Origin of the sequence: Xanthomonas axonopodis, assembly GCF_001304695.1 — a bacterium.
In the GTDB taxonomy this organism is placed as follows: Bacteria; Pseudomonadota; Gammaproteobacteria; order Xanthomonadales; family Xanthomonadaceae; genus Xanthomonas; species Xanthomonas axonopodis.
Window position 1 is genome coordinate 1 of the sequence record NZ_JFAQ01000148.1, and the last position, 21,576, is coordinate 21,576.

At 64.2% G+C, this 21,576-nt stretch carries 17 protein-coding genes, 3 pseudogenes and 1 riboswitch; of the genes and pseudogenes, 17 read left to right on the forward strand and 3 right to left on the reverse strand.

The features are described from left to right. Positions 1-380: 380 nt before the first annotated feature. The 4 genes from frmR (at position 381) to fghA (ending at position 3,364) form a co-directional block, all read left to right on the forward strand. Entirely contained in the window at positions 381-656 is a 276-nt protein-coding gene (gene frmR / locus XAXN_RS13755; RefSeq protein ID WP_042822645.1) for a formaldehyde-responsive transcriptional repressor FrmR, read from the forward strand. Positions 657-722: 66 nt separating this feature from the next. Continuing rightward, positions 723-1,832 carry an S-(hydroxymethyl)glutathione dehydrogenase/class III alcohol dehydrogenase gene (locus tag XAXN_RS13760; RefSeq protein ID WP_054319953.1) on the forward strand — a complete coding sequence of 370 codons (1,110 nt, stop codon included), beginning with the start codon at positions 723-725 and terminating at the stop codon, positions 1,830-1,832. Between the two features lie 68 nt (positions 1,833-1,900). Further along, a complete protein-coding gene (gene gfa, locus XAXN_RS13765) occupies positions 1,901-2,476 on the forward strand; it encodes an S-(hydroxymethyl)glutathione synthase (protein WP_054319954.1) in 576 nt (191 codons plus the stop codon). Positions 2,477-2,533: 57 nt separating this feature from the next. Further along, positions 2,534-3,364: an S-formylglutathione hydrolase gene (gene fghA / locus XAXN_RS13770; protein ID WP_054319955.1), complete on the forward strand. Its 831-nt coding sequence runs from the start codon at positions 2,534-2,536 to the stop codon at positions 3,362-3,364. Positions 3,365-3,527: 163 nt separating this feature from the next. Here the strand turns inward: fghA and XAXN_RS13775 are convergent, their stop codons facing one another. Both XAXN_RS13775 and ettA read right to left on the reverse strand, forming a co-directional pair. Then, on the reverse strand, positions 3,528-3,866 hold the full coding sequence (locus XAXN_RS13775; RefSeq protein WP_008576771.1) for a hypothetical protein: 339 nt from the start codon (positions 3,864-3,866) through the stop codon (positions 3,528-3,530). Between the two features lie 188 nt (positions 3,867-4,054). Beyond that, positions 4,055-5,716 carry an energy-dependent translational throttle protein EttA gene (gene ettA / locus XAXN_RS13780; protein WP_054319956.1) on the reverse strand — a complete coding sequence of 554 codons (1,662 nt, stop codon included), beginning with the start codon at positions 5,714-5,716 and terminating at the stop codon, positions 4,055-4,057. A 223-nt stretch (positions 5,717-5,939) separates the two neighbouring features. Here ettA and XAXN_RS13785 point away from each other — a divergent pair, with 223 nt between their 5' ends. The 5 genes from XAXN_RS13785 to ribD all read left to right on the forward strand — a co-directional run bounded on the left by XAXN_RS13785 (position 5,940) and on the right by ribD (position 10,109). Further along, positions 5,940-6,437, forward strand: a complete 498-nt coding sequence (locus XAXN_RS13785) for an RcnB family protein (RefSeq protein ID WP_054319957.1) — start codon at positions 5,940-5,942, stop codon at positions 6,435-6,437. A gap of 203 nt (positions 6,438-6,640) precedes the next feature. Beyond that, positions 6,641-7,894 (forward strand): serine hydroxymethyltransferase, encoded by a 1,254-nt coding sequence (gene glyA / locus XAXN_RS13790; protein WP_042822653.1) that lies wholly within the window; start codon positions 6,641-6,643, stop codon positions 7,892-7,894. 102 nt (positions 7,895-7,996) lie between these two features. Further along, positions 7,997-8,521: a transcriptional regulator NrdR gene (gene nrdR, locus XAXN_RS13795; protein ID WP_003490311.1), complete on the forward strand. Its 525-nt coding sequence runs from the start codon at positions 7,997-7,999 to the stop codon at positions 8,519-8,521. After that, positions 8,518-9,003: a GNAT family N-acetyltransferase gene (locus XAXN_RS13800; protein WP_054319958.1), complete on the forward strand. Its 486-nt coding sequence runs from the start codon at positions 8,518-8,520 to the stop codon at positions 9,001-9,003. Before nrdR ends, XAXN_RS13800 begins: the two co-directional genes overlap by 4 nt. Beyond that, positions 9,000-10,109: a bifunctional diaminohydroxyphosphoribosylaminopyrimidine deaminase/5-amino-6-(5-phosphoribosylamino)uracil reductase RibD gene (gene ribD, locus XAXN_RS13805; protein ID WP_054319959.1), complete on the forward strand. Its 1,110-nt coding sequence runs from the start codon at positions 9,000-9,002 to the stop codon at positions 10,107-10,109. The genes XAXN_RS13800 and ribD overlap by 4 nt, the downstream gene beginning before the upstream one ends. A gap of 52 nt (positions 10,110-10,161) precedes the next feature. Here ribD and XAXN_RS13810 read toward each other — a convergent pair. Then, positions 10,162-10,784, reverse strand: a pseudogene (locus XAXN_RS13810) (hypothetical protein). 221 nt (positions 10,785-11,005) lie between these two features. Further along, a riboswitch (FMN riboswitch) is annotated at positions 11,006-11,184 on the forward strand. A gap of 168 nt (positions 11,185-11,352) precedes the next feature. Between XAXN_RS13810 and XAXN_RS13815 the strand changes: the two are divergent. The 8 genes and pseudogenes from XAXN_RS13815 (at position 11,353) to XAXN_RS13850 (ending at position 21,313) form a co-directional block, all read left to right on the forward strand. Further along, the gene (locus tag XAXN_RS13815) at positions 11,353-11,955 is read left to right on the forward strand and encodes a riboflavin synthase (protein ID WP_054319960.1); all 603 of its coding nucleotides are present in this window, start codon (positions 11,353-11,355) and stop codon (positions 11,953-11,955) included. Beyond that, on the forward strand, positions 11,952-13,091 hold the full coding sequence (ribB, locus tag XAXN_RS13820; RefSeq protein ID WP_054319961.1) for a 3,4-dihydroxy-2-butanone-4-phosphate synthase: 1,140 nt from the start codon (positions 11,952-11,954) through the stop codon (positions 13,089-13,091). Before XAXN_RS13815 ends, ribB begins: the two co-directional genes overlap by 4 nt. A gap of 350 nt (positions 13,092-13,441) precedes the next feature. Next, a complete protein-coding gene (gene ribH, locus XAXN_RS13825) occupies positions 13,442-13,906 on the forward strand; it encodes a 6,7-dimethyl-8-ribityllumazine synthase (protein WP_054319962.1) in 465 nt (154 codons plus the stop codon). Continuing rightward, positions 13,903-14,373, forward strand: a complete 471-nt coding sequence (nusB, locus tag XAXN_RS13830) for a transcription antitermination factor NusB (RefSeq protein WP_054319963.1) — start codon at positions 13,903-13,905, stop codon at positions 14,371-14,373. The genes ribH and nusB overlap by 4 nt, the downstream gene beginning before the upstream one ends. A gap of 214 nt (positions 14,374-14,587) precedes the next feature. Beyond that, the gene (gene thiL, locus XAXN_RS13835; RefSeq protein WP_054319964.1) at positions 14,588-15,562 is read left to right on the forward strand and encodes a thiamine-phosphate kinase; all 975 of its coding nucleotides are present in this window, start codon (positions 14,588-14,590) and stop codon (positions 15,560-15,562) included. A 391-nt stretch (positions 15,563-15,953) separates the two neighbouring features. Beyond that, positions 15,954-17,537 (forward strand): annotated as a pseudogene (locus XAXN_RS13840) (CocE/NonD family hydrolase). A gap of 226 nt (positions 17,538-17,763) precedes the next feature. Beyond that, positions 17,764-19,106 (forward strand): annotated as a pseudogene (gene xopI, locus XAXN_RS13845) (type III secretion system effector F-box protein XopI). 947 nt (positions 19,107-20,053) lie between these two features. Continuing rightward, on the forward strand, positions 20,054-21,313 hold the full coding sequence (locus tag XAXN_RS13850) for an F-box protein (protein ID WP_241148155.1): 1,260 nt from the start codon (positions 20,054-20,056) through the stop codon (positions 21,311-21,313). Positions 21,314-21,576: the final 263 nt, after the last annotated feature.

Here is a 21,576-nt window from a genome sequence, read left to right on the forward strand (position 1 = left end):
GCCACCGCCACCGCCACCGCCACCGCCACTGCCGTTCCAGCCCCAGCGCTGATGCGGAGGCGTCACCTCGGCGGCCGGCAACGGTAGGGACGATTGAACGGTCAGGTGCTGCGGCAATGGCCGGCAACCATCGTTGCGCTGGGTGCCTCGCGCCTGCGGCGTGCGGGGTGCTGGCATATCTGCGCAATGTGCGTGCTGCACTGCGGCTAACAGGGGGGCTCTTTACCCCCTGTGCCGCCAGCGGCGATGCGCGGCATCGCGCCATCGGCCAACGCGTGGCGGTGATCGCCACTCAACAAGACGATGGTCGGCAGGCAGCTGGCCATCGCTTTTTTCGAAACGATCCATATACTACCCCCCAGTATTCTGTTGGGGCCGCCATGCCGCATTCGCCGCACGAGAAAAAGCGAGCGCTCGCGCGCGTGCGCCGTTTGCGCGGTCAATGCGACGCGCTGGAGCGGGCGCTGCAGGCGGGCGCGGATTGTGCTCCCGTGTTGCAGCAGATCGCCGCGATTCGAGGTGCCGTGAATGGTCTGATGTCGCAGGTGCTTGAAGCGCATATCCGCGAAGATTTCGGGCACGCCGCCGCATCCGATGCGCAACGCGCCCAGCGGGTGCAGGACCTGCTCGGTCTGGTCCGGTCCTACCTCAAATAAAACTCCCACCGGGTCGGCGCTTGTCGCGCCCCCGTCCTCGAACCTCATCGTCAGGAGCGTCATCCCATGAAATCCCGTGCAGCAGTCGCGTTCGGACCAGGCAAGCCGCTGGAAATCGTCGAAATCGACGTCGCGCCGCCGAAAGCCGGGGAAGTGCTGGTCCGCATCACCCACACCGGCGTGTGCCACACCGATGCCTTCACGTTGTCTGGCGACGACCCGGAAGGCATCTTCCCGTCGGTGCTCGGGCATGAAGGCGGCGGCATTGTCGAACAGGTCGGCGAGGGCGTGACCAGCGTCAAGGTGGGCGATCACGTGATCCCCCTGTACACGGCCGAATGCCGCAAATGCAAGTTCTGTCTGTCCGGCAAGACCAACCTGTGCCAGGCCGTGCGCGCCACCCAGGGCAAGGGCCTGATGCCCGACGGCACCACCCGCTTCTCCTACAACGGCGAGCCGATCTACCACTACATGGGTTGCAGCACCTTCAGCGAATACACCGTCGTGCCGGAAATTTCGCTGGCCGTGGTCAATCCCGAGGCACCGCTGGAGAAGGTCTGCCTGCTCGGTTGCGGCGTCACCACCGGCATCGGCGCGGTCCACAACACCGCCAAGGTCAAGCCGGGCGAGAGTGTTGCTGTTTTCGGCCTGGGCGGCATCGGTCTTGCAGTGATCCAGGGCGCGGTACAGGCCAAGGCCGGGCGCATCCTGGCCATCGACACCAATCCGGGCAAATTCGATCTGGCGCGCAGCATGGGCGCCACCGACTGCATCAACCCGAAGGATTACGACAAGCCGATCCAGGAGGTCATCGTCGAGTTGACCGATGGCGGCGTGGACTTCAGCTTCGAATGCATCGGTAACGTCAATGTGATGCGTTCGGCGCTGGAATGCTGCCACAAGGGCTGGGGCGAGAGCGTCATCATCGGCGTGGCTGGCGCTGGCCAGGAAATCAGCACCCGTCCCTTCCAACTGGTCACTGGCCGCGTGTGGCGCGGCAGCGCCTTCGGTGGCGTCAAGGGACGTACCCAATTGCCGGGCATGGTGGAGCAGTCGATGGAGGGCGAGATCGACCTGGACCCATTCATCACCCACACGATGCCGTTGGAAGAGATCAACGAAGCCTTCCATCTGATGCACGAGGGCAAGTCGATCCGCACCGTGATCCATTTCTGACCAGGCGGCCAGGAGCGGTGCGCGGGTCGCTTCCGCGCACGTGGTACCCGACCTCCGGGAGGAGCGTAATGACGAACGTGTCGATTCATCCTTCGGTAGATGGTGGTGTTGCGCGAGGTGGGACAGAACATTTTCAAGGCGGCACGCTTGAATGCCACTGCGCCAGTAACAAGGTGACCGTCGAGGTGTCTGCGCAGACCGCGCATAATCACGCTTGCGGTTGCCGTAAATGCTGGAAGCCCGACGGCGCGAAGTTCTCTGTGGTGGCGGTGGTCCCGCGCGACAAGGTCAAGGTCACGGCGCACGAAGAAAAGCTGAAGATCGTCGACGAAAGCGCGACCATCCAACGCCATCCATGCACCGGTTGCGGCGTACATCTGTATGGGCGGATCGAGAACAAGGAGCACGCGTTCTACGGCCTGGATTTCGTGCACACCGAGTTGTCGAAGCAGCATGGCTGGTCGGCACCGGCCTTTGCCGCCTTCGTTTCGTCGATCATCGAAACTGGCACGCCGCCGGAGCAGATGGATGGCATACGCGCGCGTCTGACTGAACTGGGGTTGCCGCCCTACGACTGCCTCTCCCCCGCGTTGATGGATGCCCTGTCGGCCCATGTAGTACGCAAAAAGGGTCTGTTGCATTGATGGTCCAACCCAGCAGCCAGCGATCCGGCTGCAGGGTTTCTCTTCGTAAGGAATCTCATGGAACGTATCGAACACCGCGCCTGCTTCGGCGGCTGGCAGGATGTCTATCGGCATCAGTCGCACACCTTGAACTGCAGCATGCAGGTGGGCGTTTACCTGCCGCCACAAGCCGCTGACGGCCCGCTGCCGGTGCTGTACTGGCTGAGCGGTTTGACCTGTACCGAACAGAATTTCATCAGCAAGGCCGGCGCGCAGCGCTATGCGGCCGAGCATGGCGTGATCCTGGTTGCGCCCGACACCAGCCCACGGGGCGAGGATGTGGCGGATGCGGACGGTTACGACATCGGCAATGGTGCGGGCTTTTACGTCGATGCCACCGAGCAGCCATGGGCGGCGCATTACCGCATGTACGACTATGTGGTGAACGAATTACCCGCGTTGATTGAAGCGACGTTTGCCACTACCGGTGCGCGTGCGATCATTGGCCATTCGATGGGTGGGCATGGCGCCTTGACCATCGCATTGAAGAACCCTGGCCGCTATCGCAGCGTCTCGGCGTTTTCGCCGATCGTGGCGCCCAGCCAGGTGCCGTGGGGCGAGAAAGCATTTGGCCAGTATCTGGGCAGCGACCGTGCGACCTGGAAAGCCTACGATGCCACCGCATTGATCGCTGACGCCCAGGAGCGTTTGCCGCTGCTCATCGATCAGGGTGATGCCGATGAATTTCTGCAAAACCAGCTGAAAACCGCATTGTTCGAAGACGCGGCCAGGTCCGCCGGCTACCCGGCGACGGTGCGGTTGCAGCCCGGTTACGACCACAGCTACTACTTCATTTCAAGTTTTATTGGCGAGCACATTGCGCATCATGCTGCGGCCTTGCGCGGTTGAGTGCGGCTGGTGGTGTCTGGCGTTGGGATATGCAGCTCGGCGGATGAGGGCGGGTGCCACGCCGATGCAGTGCGTGGCTTCACGCATGGCTGAGTGCCTGACCCGCGCTGTCATCGGTGGCACCGTGCGATGCCAGCGCCGCCGACACATTGCCCATTGCAGTTCAGCGAACGTCGCGCAGTTCCCAGTGCGAGCCAGCCAGGGCCTGCATGCGCTGTTTGAAAAGGTCGCCGGGAATACTTGTCGTTGCGACCAGATCGATGCGCAGGTCGTGCTGCTTGCCGGTGACCGTGGCGGCCGGATCGGTGATGCCCAGGCTGGGATCCACCTCGTCAGGGTCGGTCTGTAGCTGGCGCCAACGGTCGAACCACGCCGGATCGCGCAGCGCCGCCTGTAATTGCTCGGCAAAGGCCTCGGCGCCATTGGCGGTGAAGCTCACCGACGGCGCGCTGCCACGGGCGAGCTTGGGATCGGGCAGGCTGATCGAATAGCTGACAGGCATATGCAAGGCTCAGATGGATGACGCCGGCACGGTAGTGCAGCGTGAGTGAGCATGCCGTCGACGGGCGGGTAGACGACTGCACAGGCGCGGGTGGACGGCGGTAGCAGCCAACAGCCAAGCATCCGTCCGCTGACTTGCCCATAAAAAAGGGCACCTTTCGGCGCCCTTTTTTCTACTCCGATGAAGACTTACTTCAACGCCTTGAAGCGCAGGCGCTTCGGGCCGGCGTCGTCGCCCATGCGGCGGCGCTTGTCCTCTTCGTACTCGCGGTAGTTGCCCTGGAAGAACTCCACGTGCGAATCGCCTTCGAAGGCCAGGATGTGCGTGGCGATACGGTCCAGGAACCAGCGGTCATGCGAAATCACGAAGGTGTTGCCGGGGAATTCCAGCAACGCATCTTCCAGCGCGCGCAGGGTTTCGATGTCCAGGTCGTTGGACGGTTCGTCGAGCAGCAGCACGTTGCCGCCCTGCAGCAGGGTCTTGGCCATGTGCAGACGACCGCGCTCACCACCGGACAGCGAACCGACCATCTTCTGCTGGTCCTGGCCCTTGAAGTTGAAGCGGCCGATATAGGCGCGTGATTGGATTTCGATGCCGTTGATGTTAAGGATGTCCAAGCCGCCAGCGATTTCCTGGAACACGTTGTGGTTGCCTTCCAGCGTGTCGCGGCTCTGGTCCACATAGGACAGCTGCACGGTGGGGCCGACCACGATCTCGCCAGAGTCCGGCTTTTCCTGGCCGGTAATCATCTTGAACAGGGTCGACTTACCGGCACCGTTGGGGCCGATGATGCCGATGATGGCGCCCGGCGGCACGATCATCGACAGGTTGTCGATCAACAGGCGGTCGCCGAACTTCTTGGAGACGTTCTTGAACTCCATCACCGCGTTGCCCAGGCGTTCGCCCGGCGGGATGAAGATCTCGTTGGTTTCGTTGCGCTTCTGGTAATCGACCGACTGCAGCTCTTCCAGGCGGGCCAGACGTGCCTTGCCCTTGGTGCGGCCGCCCTTGGCGTTCTGGCGCGACCATTCCAGTTCCTTCTGGATCGCCTTCTGGCGGGACTTCTCCTGGTTGTCTTCCTGCTTGAGGCGCTCGTCCTTCTGGGTCAGCCAGTCGGTGTAGTTGCCCTTCCACGGAATGCCGCGGCCGCGGTCCAGTTCCAGGATCCACTCGGCCGCGTTGTCGAGGAAGTAGCGATCATGCGTCACCGCTACCACGGTGCCGGTGTAGCGCGCCAGGAACTGCTCCAGCCATTCCACCGACTCGGCGTCCAGGTGGTTGGTGGGTTCGTCGAGCAACAGCATGTCCGGCTTCTGCAGTAGCAGGCGGCACAGCGCCACACGACGCTTTTCGCCACCGGAGAGCTTGCCGACAATGGCGTCCCACGGCGGCAGACGCAGCGCATCGGCGGCCACGTCCAGCTGGTTTTCCAGCGTATGCGCATCGCCGGCGGCCAGGATCGCTTCCAGGCGTTCCTGTTCCTTGGCCAATGCGTCGAAATCAGCGCCTTCCTCGGCATAGGCCAGATACACCGCATCCAGCGCGGCCTGGGCCTGCAGCACGTCGCCCACGCCTTCTTCCACTGCCTCGCGCACGGTGTGCTCGGGATTGAGCTGCGGTTCCTGCGCCAGGTAGCCGACCTTGATGCCCGGTTGCGGGCGTGCCTCGCCCTCGAAATCGGTATCCACGCCGGCCATGATCTTCAGCACCGTGGACTTGCCCGCGCCGTTCAGGCCGAGCAGGCCGATCTTGGCGCCCGGGAAGAAGCTCAGCGAGATGTCCTTGATGATCTGCCGCTTCGGCGGGACCACCTTGCTGACGCGGTTCATGGTGTAGATGTAGTGCGACATGGGGGCTCCGTGGACGCAGGCAGCCCGCCGGCCGAGGCCGGAGGCAGCGGAAAAGGGGTTGCACCGATTATACGGGCAAGTGGCCTGGGTCGGGGCAGCGCCCCTGCAGCTAAACGGCATCTTACTTTCGACCTGAATAGGCTTTTTCGTAATCGATTCCAGCAAGAATGCGTTAAGGCGGTCCGTCCCTTAATGAAATTACGACGCGCGAACAGGAACGGTCATGAACCGCAAACGCATCGTTACCGTTGTGCTTTCCTCCCTCCTGGCGCTGGGTGCCGTCGCGCCTGCTGCGTTCGCCGGGGATTGGGACCGCGACCACGATCGCCGCGGCCCTGACCGTCACCATGGCCCCGATCATCGACGGGACTGGCGCGACGACCGCCGCGACGACCGTCGCGAGTGGCGCCAGGATCGCCGCTACTACAGCGCCGGCTATCGCGAGGGCTACCGCGATGCCCGCTACCAGGACCGTCGCTACGATCGCAATCGCGTCTATGTCTATGATCGCCCCGCGTACTACCGTGCCGGCCCGCCGCCGCGTCCGTATTGGGCCCGTGGCCAGCGCTACCACGGCCCGGTCTATGTGGTGAACGATTACGACCGCTATGACCTGCGCCGCCCGCCATATGGCTACCGCTGGCAGCGCGACGACCGCGGCAATCTGCTGTTGGTGGCCATCGCCAGCGGCGTCATTGCCGACCTGGTGCTCAACAACTGACCCGGCGCGGCCACCGGGTCATCCCCGGCCGCGACCGGCAATCGGGCCGGTCATCACACAAGGGCGCACCTCCGGGGGCGCCCTTGTCATGTGCAGTGCGGGCAGGCGGGCACGCGGGCGGCGCTGGCTGCGCGATTGGTCACCCGTGCGGCAGGGGCTTACAATCGGCGACCCTACTGGCAATAGCTGCCCCGGAGCTTGCAATGTTCTCGCGCGATGTCCGACTGGAAACCTACGACCCCGAACTGGCCAAGACCATCGCTGCTGAAGCCGGCCGCCAGGAGGATCATGTCGAGCTGATCGCCAGCGAAAACTATTGCAGCCCGCTGGTGATGGAAGCGCAGGGCAGCCAGCTCACCAACAAGTACGCCGAAGGCTATCCGGGCAAGCGCTACTACGGTGGCTGCGAGTTCGTCGACATTGCCGAACAACTGGCGATCGATCGCATCAAGCAGGTATTTGGCGCCGATTACGCGAACGTCCAGCCGCACAGCGGTTCCCAGGCCAACCAGGCGGTGTATCTGGCACTGTTGCAGCCGGGCGACACCATCCTGGGCATGAGCCTGGCGCATGGCGGCCACCTCACCCACGGCGCCAAGGTCAACGTCTCCGGCAAGCTGTTCAACGCGGTGCAGTACGGCGTCAACGAACAGGGCCTGATCGATTACGACGATGTGCAGCGTCTTGCGACCGAACACAAGCCGAAGATGGTCGTGGCCGGTTTCTCTGCGTATTCGCAGAAGATCGACTGGGCCCGCTTCCGCGCCATCGCCGACAGCGTCGGCGCCTACTTGTTCGTGGACATGGCCCACATTGCCGGCCTGGTTGCCGCCGGGGTGTATCCCAGCCCGATGGAACATGCGCACGTGGTCACCTCGACCACGCACAAGACACTGCGTGGCCCGCGTGGCGGCATCATCGTTGCCAAGGGTGCCAGCGAAGAGCTGCAGAAAAAGCTGCAGTCGATCGTGTTCCCCGGCATCCAGGGCGGCCCGCTGATGCACGTCATCGCCGCCAAGGCAGTGGCATTCAAGGAGGCGCTGGAGCCGGCGTTCAAGACCTATCAGCAACAAGTGGTCAAGAACGCACAGGCAATGGCCAATACGCTGATTGCGCGCGGCTACAAGATCGTCTCCGGCGGCACCGAGAACCATCTGATGCTGGTGGACATGATCGGTCGCGACGTCTCCGGCAAGGACGCCGAGGCTGCGCTTGGCAAGGCGCACATCACCGTCAACAAGAATTCGGTCCCCAACGACCCACGCTCGCCGTTCGTCACCTCCGGCTTGCGCCTGGGCACCCCGGCGATCACCACGCGTGGTTACCAGGAACAGGACAGCATCGACCTGGCCAACTGGATTGCCGATGTGCTCGATGCGCCAACCGACGAAGCCGTGCTGGCGAAGGTGCGCGATGCAGTGACCGCGCAGTGCAAGCGCTACCCGGTGTATGGCTGAAATGCCGGGATTGGTGATTCGGGATTCGGGATGCGCTAACCGCGCGTCCTTGCTTGTGCTGTTGCCAATCCCGAATCCCCAATCCCAAATCTCGGCCATCTGATGCACTGCCCCTTCTGCCAGCACAACGACACTCGCGTGATCGATTCGCGGGTGTCCGAAGACGGCACGACGATCCGTCGGCGCCGCGAATGCGAGGCGTGCGGCGAGCGGTTCAGTACGCTGGAAACGATCGAACTGAAGCTGCCCACCGTGGTCAAGAGCGATGGTGGACGCGAGGCGTTCGATGCACGCAAGCTGCGCACCAGCTTCGACCGTGCGCTGCAAAAGCGGCCGGTGGCCGAAGAGCAGATCGAAGCGGCGGTGCGTGCGGTGGTGCATCAGCTGCGCATGTCCGGCGAGCGCGAAGTGGGTTCGCTGCGGGTAGGCGAGTATGTGATGGTCGAGCTGCGCAAGCTCGATCATGTCGGCTATGTGCGCTTTGCTTCGGTGTATCGCAGCTTTCAGGATGTGGCCGACTTCCGCGAGGAAATCGAAAAGCTCGAACGCGAACTGCCGGTCGGCAGCGAACAACTACCGCTGCTGGAAGCGGCATTGGAACGCGCCGGCAAACCCGGCAAGCGATGAGCGCGATGCGCATCGCCTGCGTTGCGCAAACGCCTCAGTACCTGCCTGCGATTGCGCAAGCGCATCTACAGGCCTTCGGCGCGCTGTTGCCGGACTGGAACATCGATGAGGCGCTGAGCGAATTGCGCAGCCATGCGCGCGATGGCGTCATTCCGACCACCTGGGTGGCGCTGGATCAAACGCAGTGGCTGGGCTCGGTGAGCTTGCTCGAAAACGATGACGCACGCATTCGGCAATGGTCACCCTGGTTGGCGTCGTTGTATGTGCAGCCGCAGGCGCGCGGGCAAGGCATTGGCGAGGCGTTGGTGGCGCACTGTGTGCAGGCCGCCGCGCAGCTGGGCGTGCCGCTGCTCTACCTGTATTGCCAGCCGGCATTGGCACCGTTTTATCAGCGCCTGGGGTGGCAGACGCATACCGAATTCTTGCTAGGCCCGATGCAGATCGTGGTGATGTGCATCGCGCCGGGAGCAGTAACGCAATGAGTGAGACCGCGGCGGCCGCGCGTGCCGATGACCACCGCTGGATGGCGCAAGCATTGCGCTTGGCCGAGCGCGGCGCCTACACCACCCGCCCCAATCCGATGGTGGGCTGCGTGATCGTGCGCGAGGGCGTGTGCGTGGGCGAGGGCTTCCATCAACGTGCCGGCGGCCCGCATGCCGAAGTCTTCGCGCTGCGTGCAGCCGGAGAGTTGGCGCGCGGTGCTGCCGCGTATGTGACGCTGGAGCCGTGCGCGCATTACGGACGCACGCCGCCATGTGCGCTGGCCTTGATCGAGGCCGGCGTTGCGCGTGTGGTTGCGGCAATGGCCGACCCGTTTCCGCAGGTCAACGGCGGCGGCTTTGCGCTGCTGCGCGAGGCCGGGATCGAGGTGCTGAGCGGCGTGATGCACGCGCAGGCGCGCACGCTCAACCGGGGATTTCTGTCGCGGGTGGAGCGTGGGCGGCCGTGGGTAAGGATCAAACTCGGCGCCAGTCTGGATGGACGCACTGCGCTGGCCAGCGGCGAATCCAAATGGATTACCGGTGCCGATGCACGTGCAGACGTACAGCGCTGGCGTGCGCGTGCCGGCGCAATCCTCACTGGTGCTGGCACGGTGTTGGCCGACGATCCGTCGATGACGGTGCGGCTGGGCGATGACACCGCCTTCGTGCCGCCCCTGCGTGTGGTGCTGGATGCCGGCTTACGCACGTTGGCGTGCAAGAACATCCGCAACGGCGATGCGCCGACGCTGTATCTGCATGGCGAAGATGTGGCCGCACCTTCGCTGGATGGTGCGCAGTTCGTTGCGATGCCGTTGCAAGCTGGACGCTTCGATCTGGCCGCGGTGCTGGCGTTGCTGGCCGAGCACGGCATCAACGAAGTCCATGTGGAAGCCGGCGCCACGCTGAGCGGTACGCTGCTGCAGGCCGGGCTGGTGGACGAACTGCTGGTCTACATGGCCCCGGTGTTGCTGGGCGACACCGCAATGCCCTTGCTCGCTGGCCTTGGCATCGAAACGATGGCGCAGCGACATGCACTGCAATTGCGCGATGTACGGCAGCTCGGGCAGGACCTGCGTTTGTGTTACGCGCCCAACGCCGGGGAATAAGAACAAAACAGGCCCCGCATGTGGGGCCTGTTTTGTTCATGCGCGATGCCGATCAGAAGCTTGCGCGCACGCCGACGCGGTACTGATTTGCGTCGTCGATGAATTGGGCTTCGCCAACCAGGCCCCAGGTCTGAGTGAAGTTCACCTGGCCACCGAGGGTGCCAACGAACTCGCCCTTGTCCACGTCGCTGCCATCGATGTAGCCGGCCTTGACCCATGCTTCGGTGCGCGGCGAAGGCTTGCCACGCAGGCCAAGGTTCGCCCAGCCCAGGGTGGTGGAGTCGGAGCTACTGCCCAGCGAACGGCCGCGCTGGCGCAGATCCGCATCGACCTTGGTACGCAGCGTGCTGATGTCGGCGATGAACTCGACGCGCTCAGTCATTTCCTGGCGGTAGCCAATGCCGGCGTTGGCCTGGGTCAAGGTGCTGTCGACCGTGAAGCCGGTGCCGAGGTTGAAGTCCTTGGTGGCGTGCTGGTAGCCGGCGAAGACGTAGACCGGCTGGGCGATCTGCCAGGAACCGCGCAGATAGCCGCCGTTGATGCCCTCGTTGTCATCATTGACGTTGAAGTCGGTACGGTTCCAGCCGCCTTCGATGTAGTTGTAGCTCAGGCCTTCCGCAACGCGGCAAACGGTGCGGCGACCAGCAGGGCAGCCAGGATCAGGGTCTTACGCATGAGTTGGTTCTCTTTCAGAATTGATGTCCGTGTCTCCACCCCATTGCGAGGTGGAAAAGAACGACGTCTCCCGTCGCGGCGCGTAAATTAACAGATCCTTCACGATCCTGGCTATGGGGAATTTCCTAACACGACGCAGTGTCCTGCCAGCCTTAGCCCACACTCAGCCATCGCGCCGATGTGCCCTGTTAAACTTTGCGCACCGGTCCGCCGGTACTCACGAACGTCTTCAGGGCGGGGTGCGATTCCCCACCGGCGGTAGGCATGCGCAAGCATGCGAGCCCGCGAGCGCTTGCACTCCAGGGTTGAGCGAACCAACGCGAAACCCCTGATGCGCAAGGTCAGCAGATCCGGTCCGATACCGGAGCCGACGGTATAGTCCGGATGAAAGAAGACGGCCACCGCGCAGCCTTTCGGCTGTGTGCGCGCCTGTTTGCTTTGCCTTGCGGCGTTTTTCGCTCAACTCCTGCGAGAAACGACTAATGTCCATGCACCACCTGCCGCGCTGTGCCGCGGCCTTCCAGCGCTCCATCGCGGCTGCCTCGTTGCTGCAAGCGGGGGCACGCTGATGTTTACCGGCATCATTGAAGGCGTCGGACAGCTGGCGGCGCGTCAGCCGCAGGGCGGCGATGTGCGTTTCACCTTCGCCACCGGCACGCTGCCGTTCGAATCGGTCCAGTTGGGCGAGAGCATCGCGGTCAATGGCGTGTGCCTGACCGTGATTGCGTTCGACGCGGGCAGTTTTCAGGCCGATGCCTCGACCGAGACGCTGTCGCTGACCACCCTGGGCGCGTTGCCAGAGGGCACACTGCTCAATCTGGAACGTGCGATGCGGCCCACCGATCGGCTTGGTGGGCACCTGGTCAGCGGGCATGTCGATGGCCTGGGCCAGGTGCAGTCGGTCCATGACGATGCGCGTGCGCAGCGCTGGCGGTTCGCCGCGCCGGCGTCGGTGTTGCGCTATGTGGCCAAGAAGGGCTCGATCTGCGTGGACGGCGTGAGCCTCACCGTCAATGACGTAGACGAAGACGGCTTCGAGGTTGCGTTGATTCCGCACACCGTGGCCCACACCGCCTTTGCGCAGACCGCGGTCGGTGCGGCGGTGAACCTGGAAATCGATCTGGTGGCGCGCTATGTGGAACGCCTGCTCGGCACGCGGGGGCTAGCATGAATTTCGCACCCGTTCCGGAACTGATCGAAGAACTGCGCGCCGGACGCATGGTGGTCATCGTCGATGACGAAGACCGCGAAAACGAAGGCGATCTGATCATGGCGGCCGAGTTGGTGAAGCCGTCGGACATCAACTTCATGGTCACCCACGCGCGTGGGCTGGTGTGCCTGTCGCTGACCCGCGAGCGCTGCGCGCAGCTGGGTCTGGCGCCGATGGTGCGCAACAACACCGCGCAGTTCCAGACCAACTTCACCGTCAGCATCGAAGCGGCCGAAGGCGTCACCACCGGCATTTCCGCCTACGACCGCGCACACACCGTGCGCACCGCAGTGCGCCCGGATGCCCGGCCACAGGATCTGAGCCAGCCGGGCCACATTTTCCCGCTGATTTCCCAGCCCGGCGGCGTGCTGACCCGCGCCGGTCACACCGAAGCGGCCAGCGATCTGCCGATGCTGGCCGGGCTGGAACCGGCCGGTGTGCTGGTGGAAGTGCTCAACCCGGACGGCAGCATGGCGCGCCGCCCGCAGCTGGAAGTGTTCGCGCGCGAGCATGGGCTGAAGATGGGCTCGATCGCCGACCTGATCGCATATCGGCTTGCCAATGAGCACACCGTCGAGCGCGTGGACGAGCGCGAGATCACCACCGAATTCGGTCCGTTCAAGCTGGTGACCTATCGCGACCGTATCGCGCACGACCTGCATTTTGCGCTGGTGCGCGGTCGCGCCGATCCGCAGACGCCGACGCTGGTACGCGTGCAGGTGGAAAACCCGTTGGCCGACCTGCTGCACTGGCAGCGCGATGACTTCGGCGTGGCAGCCACCGACGCCTTGCGCGCGATCGCCGTCGAAGGGCAGGGCGTGATGGTGGTGCTGTCGGCGCCACGCGACAGCGAATCGCTGCTGGCACGGCTGCGCCAGCAGCCCGAAGCCGCCGCCAATGCCAAGGACGTGAGTCAGTGGCGGCGCAACGGCGCCGGCGCGCAGATCCTGGCCGACCTCGGCCTGGGCAAGCTGCGCGTGCTGGGTACCCCACGGCGCCAGGTGGGATTGGCCGGGTTCGGGCTGGAGGTGGTCGAGTATCTGGAGTGCCACGCCGGTGAGGGCGTGCGCTCGGTGCCGGCGCCTACCGTTCCCTGAAGATGGTCGGGGCGGTTGCCGCAGTCACCTGGCCGGTCCCGGTGGTCCACGACGGTTGGCGCTGCTGACCCGTGGCCGACGGCGCGCAGCTGTCAGCCACGCGGTGGGCATGCCGGCACTGAAGTGGGCTGGTGTCGGCCACCGATTCCAGCCGTGGCCTGCGCCGGCTGGCTGCGGCCGCGCAGGCCCGTGGCGCTGGGCGATGCCCTATATCCCTTCGGCCAATTGCCACGCCCGGTGTTGTTGAAGCGCATGGCCGGGTCTGCTTTGTCCAGCCCGGCCTGCACGCGTCGGACAGGCCAGGGCCCGGCAGCTGTTAAACTTCCCGCCCCCTCGAGTTGCCGACCCGCATGACCCACTACGAAGGCGATCTTCGCCCCACCAACGCGCGCTTTGCGATCATCGCCAGCCGCTGGAATGCCCGCATCACCGACGTGCTGGTTGCCGGCGCGCGCCAGAGCCTGGCCGGCAACGGCATCGGCGAAGCTGGCATCGACGTGATCCGCGTGCCGGGCGCCTGGGAGATCCCGATCGCGGCCAATCGCGTGGCGCAGTCCGGCCAGCACGGCGCGATCATCGCGCTGGGCTGCGTGATTCGTGGCGATACCCGCCATTACGAACACGTGGCCGACCTGTGTGCCGAAGGCCTCATGAGCGTGCAGCTGCAGACCGGCGTGCCGGTGCTCAATGGCGTGCTGGCGGTCGAACGCGTGGAAGATGCCGAAGCCCGTGCCGGCGGCAGCCACGGCAATAAGGGCGAGGAATGCGCGCTTGCAGCGCTGGAACTGGTGAATTTGATGGAGTTGTTGCCATGAGCAAGCCCGGTGGACACGCGCGCCACGGCCGTCGCGACGGTATCGACCCGGTGCTGCGGTCGCGCGCACGTCGGCGCGCCTTGCAGGCGGTCTATGCCTGGCAGATCTCCGGCGGTTTTGCCAAGCAGGTGATCGCCCAGTTCGCGCACGAGCAGGCGCACGAAGTGGCCGATCTGGCGTACTTCGAGAACCTGGTTGAAGGCGTGCTGAGCAACCGCGCCGAGCTGGATACCGCGCTGACGCCGTACCTGGATCGCAGCGTGGAAGAGGTCGATGCGATCGAACGCGCCGTGCTTCGCCTGGCCGCCTATGAATTGCTGTACCGACAGGATGTGCCGTACCGCGTGGTGATCAACGAAGCGATCGAAACCGCCAAGCGCTTCGGCTCCGAGCACGGCCACACCTATGTCAACGGGGTGCTGGACCGCGCCGCGGTGGAGTGGCGCAAGGTGGAGTCGGGCGCCTGAAGCGCCGAGATTGGGCATTCGTGATTCGGGATTTGCAGAGATTGACGGTCCTGCTAATGCGCGGTGCAACCGTCCGCATTTTAGCGACTCGACCGTGGGGTGAGCGGCCTTGCCTGCGCTGCATATCGTTCGATGATGCAGCTAATCAGCCATCTTGCCGCATCTTGCAAAGCCCGCTGTTACGAATCCCGAATGCCCAATCCCAACCCTTCCAATGCCCGAATTCGATCTGATTGCCCGTCTGCGTGCCCGCATTGCAGCGCGTGCCGATGTGCCGTTGGGCATTGGCGACGATGCGGCGTTGCTGCAGCCGCCGGCCGGTGAACAGTTGGCGATTACCGCCGATACGCTCAATGGCGGCGTGCATTTTCCGCACGAGACGCGCGCCGACGATCTGGGCTGGAAGACGCTGGCTGTCAATCTTTCCGATCTGGCAGCGATGGGCGCGCAACCGCGTTGGTGCACCTTGTCCTTGTCCTTGCCGCACGACGATGCAGCATGGGTGGACGGGTTTGCCGATGGCTTCTTTGCGCTGGCTGATGCACACGGCATTGTGCTGGTCGGTGGCGACACCACGCGCGGGCCGCTCTCGTGCGCGGTGACTGCGATCGGCAGCCTGCCGCCGGGCGCAGCATTGCGGCGTGATGGTGCGCGCGTTGGCGATGACGTGTGGGTGACCGGTGCGCCGGGTGAAGCCGCCGCCGCGTTGGCGTTGTGGCAGGCCGGCCAGCTGGATGTGACCTGCGCGGCTGCCGACCCATTGCACGAGCGCTGGCGCGGGCGCCTGCTGCGTCCGCAGCCACGCGTGCAGGCGGGGCTGCGCCTGCGCGGGCTTGCGCATGCCTGCTTGGACATTTCCGATGGGCTGCTGGCCGATCTGGGGCACCTGTGCGAGCGCAGCGGCGTGGGTGCGCGTCTGTTGCTTGCGGCCTTGCCGGCAATGCCGCGCAGCGATGGCATCGATGCGCTGGCCTGTCTTGGCTGGCAGTTTGGCGGCGGCGACGATTACGAGCTGTGCTTCACCGCCGCGCCGCAGCATCGCGATGCCGTGATGCAGGCAATGGAATTTGCAAAGGTGGCTGCAACGCGCATCGGGCAGATTGTCGCCACGCCCGGCGTGGTTGTGCACGATGCCGAAGGCAACCCATGGCAACCACCGCAGCGCGGGTATCAGCATTTCGTTGGCTGATGCGCGGGGTTGGAGCGTGTGCAGCGTGTGCTGAGGGTGACTGGCGGTGCGTTGGAGCGCCGTGCTGGGACAGTGGCGCGGAGTGCCTTGTTCGACCTCGGGTTGATATTGCATCCGGGAACGACGAATGCTGCCGGCTGCCCTCATCCGCCCTTCGGGCACCTTCTCCCGCACGCGGGAGAAGGCAGCGTGCTCGCGTAATCCCGCCAGTCCTGCGCGATGAGCCCATGTCTGCCGAGCTAGGCGCGATTCCCGCCTCCCGCTTCCCGCTTCCCGGCCCTTGGTCCATACCGTACCGTCTGGTACGTTCGCCACGTTCTCCCCCGAACCACGGATGCATCGCAGTTGCCGCTGGGCCATCCCGGCCCGGCTTTGCGTGGGAGACAGCAGCATGAGCAAGCGTTGGATCGGGCGCATCGCCGCACTGGCGTTGCTGTTGGCATCGGCGTCGGCCGTGGCGGGCGCCTTCAGCAAGACCTATGAACGCATCCCCGGCTGGGACGGGGCCCAAATGGGGGCATTGGTGCTGGTGCCGCAGGGGCAGGGGGCGGGGCCGTTTCCGCTGATCGTGATGCCGGCCAGCTGCTCGTTGCCGAATCTGGAATATCTGGGCCGCGCCACCCAGCTGGCCAGCGACGGCTATGTAGTGGTCAGCCATACCTCGCGCGGGTTCTGGGATTCGGCTGGGCAGATCAACATCGCCGGGCCGGACACGGTGGATGACGTCAGCGCGGTGATCGACTGGGCGTTGGCGCATACGTCGGCCAACCCGAATGCGATCGGCGCGTCGGGCATTTCGTACGGGGCAGGCATCAGCCGCTGGCGGCCGAGTGCGACCCGCGCATCAAGGCAGTGGCCGCGCTCAGCGGTTGGGCCGATCTGGAAGCCTCGCTGTATTGCAATCGCACGGTCAGCCAGCAGGGCGTCGGACTGCTGGTGGGTGCGGGCGCACTGACCGGCCGGGCCGGCCCGGATCTGGCGCAGATCGGCGCACGCGTGGCACAAGGCGATTACGATGGCGCGGTGCAGGGCTTCCTGTTGCAGGCCGCCTCGCGCAGCTCTGCGACCGATGTGGCAGCGCTCAACGCGCGTGGTACCGCAGTCTTGTTGGGGGATGCGTTCAACGATGGATTGTTTCCGCCGAACCAGACCATCGCATTCTTCAACCAGTTGCGCGGCTCCAAACAACTGCTGCTCAGTCAGGGCGATCACGCCACTGCAGAGCTGCCCGGCGCATTGGGATTACCGAATGAGATCTATAGCGCGACCACGCGCTGGTTCGATCGCCACCTCAAGCAACTCCGCAACGGCGTGGATGCAGAAGCGCCGGTGCGGTTATCGCCACGTGCCGGGCAATGGCTGGACTATCCGGATTGGGCGTCGGTCCAACAGGCCACGACGCAGCTTGGCCTGTCCGCACCAGCAGGGTTGCTGAGCCCCACTGGTGGATTGACCGCGGGGACGTCGAGCGGATGGCAGTCGCGCATCGCCACCGATGTGCCGACCGTGGCCGATTCCGGGATTGTGTTGGTGAGCGGTTTGCTGCAAGGCATCGGCCTGCCGGTGAGCACCTCCATTCCGCTGGTCAACTGCGCTGGTGCCGCAGTGTGGGTGGGCTCGCCATCGAACAGCACCCGGCGCCTGGCCGGTAGCCCGTCGCTACGCGTGACAGAGTGGTGCCCAGTCGGTCCAACGTCAGCCTTTTCGCGTATCTCTACTGCATGGATGCGCTGGGCGTGGCGAAACTGATTACGCATGCGCCGTATTCGTCGCGCAATGCCACACCGGGCCGCGCAGTCACCCTGGACTGGCCATTGCAGGCGGCGGCAACCGAGATTCCGGCAGGGCCGCGACTGGTCTTGGTGATCGACACCCGCGACGCGCGCTATACCGATGCCAGCGAGGGCGCGGCGGTACGGTGACATTCACCTCGCCAGTTGCAGCACCGTCCGTGTTGAACGTGCCGCTGCGGTAGGGCAGCACGCCGCATCTGCATCGATGCCAGGTCGTCCGCCGCGGTACTAGCGAAAAGCGGCGGGTGGCAGACCATCCGCCGAATCCGCATCTGCACCGGTCACGTCGCGTTTCGCGCAGGCGAACGCGATTTCTGGCAGTGCGCGCAGACACCAGATCGCTTTCGAGAAAGTACGCACGAAGACTAACTCGATGCCGCTGCTGCGGCACACCGCAGGAGACCCGAGATGCCGATCAACCGAACCGGTCTACCGCACGCTGTGGCGTCAACCAGCCAAACGCAAGAGACGTCACAGGCTTCGGCGAGCCAAGGAGTCCTCGACCCAGGCACGGTGCCACCCCAGCGTGCCGAGAGCTTCGACGGATTTTCTGCACTGCCGAGTGATCTACGTCGCGATATTGTGCGGCGGTGTGGACCACGCAGCCTCGTGCGCCTGGGTAGCGTCTCGCGGCAGATGGCGGAAGACACCAGGGATGTGCGAGCGTTCCTGACCGCGCGTCCGCGCTATGACCCGAGCTTGGAGTTCGGGGCCGTCCATAGTGCAGAAAGCATGCGTGTCGCCCTGGATGAAGTGACGCATTTCCCCTACCCGGACGATGAGGATCGCAGCGAGCAGATATTGCGCGGATACGGAAGGCTTGCGGCGCGGATTCCATCATTGCCGCAGGCGCAGCGATTTGAGGCGTTTACCGCGGTGTTGAATCACGCCACCCGCTATTCCGGGAATACGGCATTTCGCGTGGTGGCGCGCTTGACGGATGACCTGGGATGCTTGCCCGCGGGCCTGCGCGCGCTCGCCTTCCATGCAATCTTGCCCAGTTTGATTGCCACGCGAAGGCAAGCGCTGCAAGCTGCTGCCGGAGCAGCGCACGGTGGCCACCTGGGGCAGTAGCAGAGGCTGATGCAGGGGGTGATGGTGAGCCGGCGGCGCAAGGCGCCGTGGCTCCGGCCCAGGGTGGCGCTGCCGGAGGCATCGGCGGAGCACTTCCGTTTAATTTGCTGGCATCGGCGATCAGACAGCTGCCCGAGGAGGCAGTCAACCTCGCGATAACCGAGGCTGCCGCGCTTCAGACCGGCCCCCGCCTGCTGGCAGAGGTGACCCTACGAATGCATCTTGTCGGATTGGAGCCGATTCACCGATTCCAGCAGGCGTATGCGCAGCTCGCCGAGCGCCTCGCGCGTTCCGGCGATGGAGCCGAAGCCCTGACTCACTTGGTGGCCTTGTTGAACAGACTGCCCAATCCGGGATTGCGCCAGGCTGCCTTCAGGGAATTGACGCGGGCCGTGCACGCATTGGACAGCATAGACAGTAGCGCTGAAGTGTTGAGGCGGCTGGCTGGGGCGTTGCCGCACCAGCCTGCCGCGGCGCGTTATCTGTGTAGCCTGGATGTGCTTGCAGCGGCGGTGAGCCTCTTCCCGAGCGAGCAGATATCGGTCATTGCCGCCGTCCGTGTGCAGGCTGCGGCGATCCCGAACCAGGCCGATGAACTCATCGCCAGATGCGATGAAGCGATCGCCACGGCCAGCATGATGCTTGCGACTGTGTCGCGCAGGTATATGGATATGTGAGCACTGTTTGATGCGGTGTTGCCGGGACTGCTGGTCGCCAACGATCAGGCGCAACAGGCTGGGTTGGTATCGCCGGAAGAGTTGCCGTTGGTGGCACGGGCGATCGGTCACCTGCGAAGGTGGGCAATCGCCTTTGCCGTTACCGAGACGGTTGCAAGGCGGCCAAGACCGCGTGCGCAATGGGGGTGGCAGGCACCTCAGGTCACGTGACGCGGCCGGCTCAGCTGTTCCAGCCGGAATGCGCGCAACTTGCGATGCAGCTTGCGCGCGCCGCGAGCTGGGTGGAGGCATTGGTGCATCGGGTCGGCTTGTCGTTAGCCTGCCCCAAGAATGTGCCGGCCTGCATTCACCGCATTGCCGCTTGCCGCACGTGGCCTGGAGAGCGATGACAGCATGTCGGCTGCATGGAAGTGGTGTGCGCAACAGACAACCGTTATGCGCACGAGCGGCGCGCGGTGATCGCCGCAATCGGCGCGCATGCGCTGAACATCCCGTCCCAATCCGACGAATTCATCCCAAGATGCGACGGTGCAAGCGGGCAATCGCCGGACCGGCTTCGACCCGTTCGACAATGCCTCAGGGGCTCGATATCTCAGCGAACACGCGATGGACCGTGGTGGTTGTCGATGTTTCATCTGTCTGTTGCCAACCGTTCTAGGGCAGCCATCGGAGGTAAACGCGCTTCCATGGCAAGGCGAGGTTGGCGCGCCGATGGGTGCGCAGCCCCCAGGCAGCGGCGCTGCTTGGCGCATTCAGCGCCTTCGTGCAGGTTGGTTACGTAGCCTGGACCGCTCAAGCGCGAGCCTGCGCGGCTTGGGCGCGCAGGCTCCGTTCGTGTGGGTGAACACCATTTCCCTCGCTGCCCACAGGCACGATTTTGCTCTCGGCAAGATATGCACCGAGACGCAAACGATGTCGCCGCTAGGGCGCACCTCAGGAGATACGAGATGCCTTTCTATCGAATCGCCTTGCCGCGCTTTGCGGCGTCCGCCAATCGAACGGACGAGGCGTTGACCTCCCAGTCGCCGGCCAGCCGGACCCTGCCCAACGCGCAGTCGCCGCACATCGAGCAGCACCAGCGCTTTGACGCGTTGACACCGCTGCCGCGCGATCTTCGCCAAGAAATCGTGCGTCGACTGGATCGAAAAAGCATCGCGCGACTTGGCGCAACGTCGCGGAAGATGGCGGAGGCCGCCCGTGAAGGTATGCAGGCGTTCCTGGCAACGCACCCATGTTACGACCCACTGACCGACTGCCGTTCTGTCCGCAGTCTTGAGCGTCTGCGTGCTGCGTTACGAATGGTCATGCGTCTCCCGTACCCAGGCGGTGAAGACCACGGCACGCGCTTGCGCGCATGCTTGAAGTTAATTGAGCGCCTGAAAAATCTACCGGAATCGGAGCGTGCCGAGGCGCTCATGGAGTTGTTGGAACATATTAAACAGCTTCCCGGGCAACCGGGCCTGCCTGCCCTGGAAAGATTGACAGCAGAGCTAGAAGGCTTACCCACGGAGCAACAACGTGAAGCAGCTTTACTGAAGGTGTTGCAAGCGGCATCAGCCGTTCACGACCAGGGCGCCCAGCCCGATGCTGTCCAGGGCGGGGATGCTCTGGGGGTGTTGTCCACTCAAGCAAGGCTGCTAGAACTCGTTTTAGTCGGTAATCTGATGCCATTACCGATGTTGTTAAGTGCGTTAGCTGACATCGCAGCAGGGCAGCCAGGGACGCCTGCGCAAGCGGAGGCGACGCTACTTCATCAGATGTTTGTGAGGATTCAGCGCGCGCGCTTGTTTATGCAACGATACGAGCAAGTTGTTAAGGTTCGTGCGGGATTAGCAAACGGACGGAAGGTGTTGAACCATCTGGTCGACCTGTCGGTCACCCTGCCCGATCCGCAGATGCGCTGGAATGCCTTTAGCGCGTTAGCGACTGCCAGCTCCCAACTTTCCCGCCGCAAAGACACTGCCTCAGTCCTGGTGCGTTTGGCTAAGGCATTGCCGCAGCAGCCTCAAGCAGCGCGTTATCAAGGCGGCAAGCTACTGATTGAGGCGGCACTGCAGCTCGATCCCAGAAGGTTGAAGGCGGTGAGCGCCGCAGTCTGTGCGCAAGCAGAAGCGATCCCCGAACGCTTCGCTGACTTCATCGCCATGTGCGAAAGAGCGACTGCCTTGGCGAATTCCAGACGAGCGGCCAGTTGTCGTTGCTGGTAGACAGGACATATCAGCAGCCGCACGACGGGTTTAGACACGGCGCCTCGAGCTATTGCATCGACATGATGCTCGGCTGCTCGGCGCAAACCCAAGGCAGTGTGCCTCCGAATGGCGGCGCAGTCACTGAAGGCGGCGCAGCCAGAAGGCTAGACCCATAACGTCGTCCATTGCGCGCTGTTGTATAAGGCGGCTTGGCCGGGTTGCCGTCCGGGCAAGCCGCCAAACCACGGCGTTGTGCGCGCCTACAAGCCATGGGTGTCTTG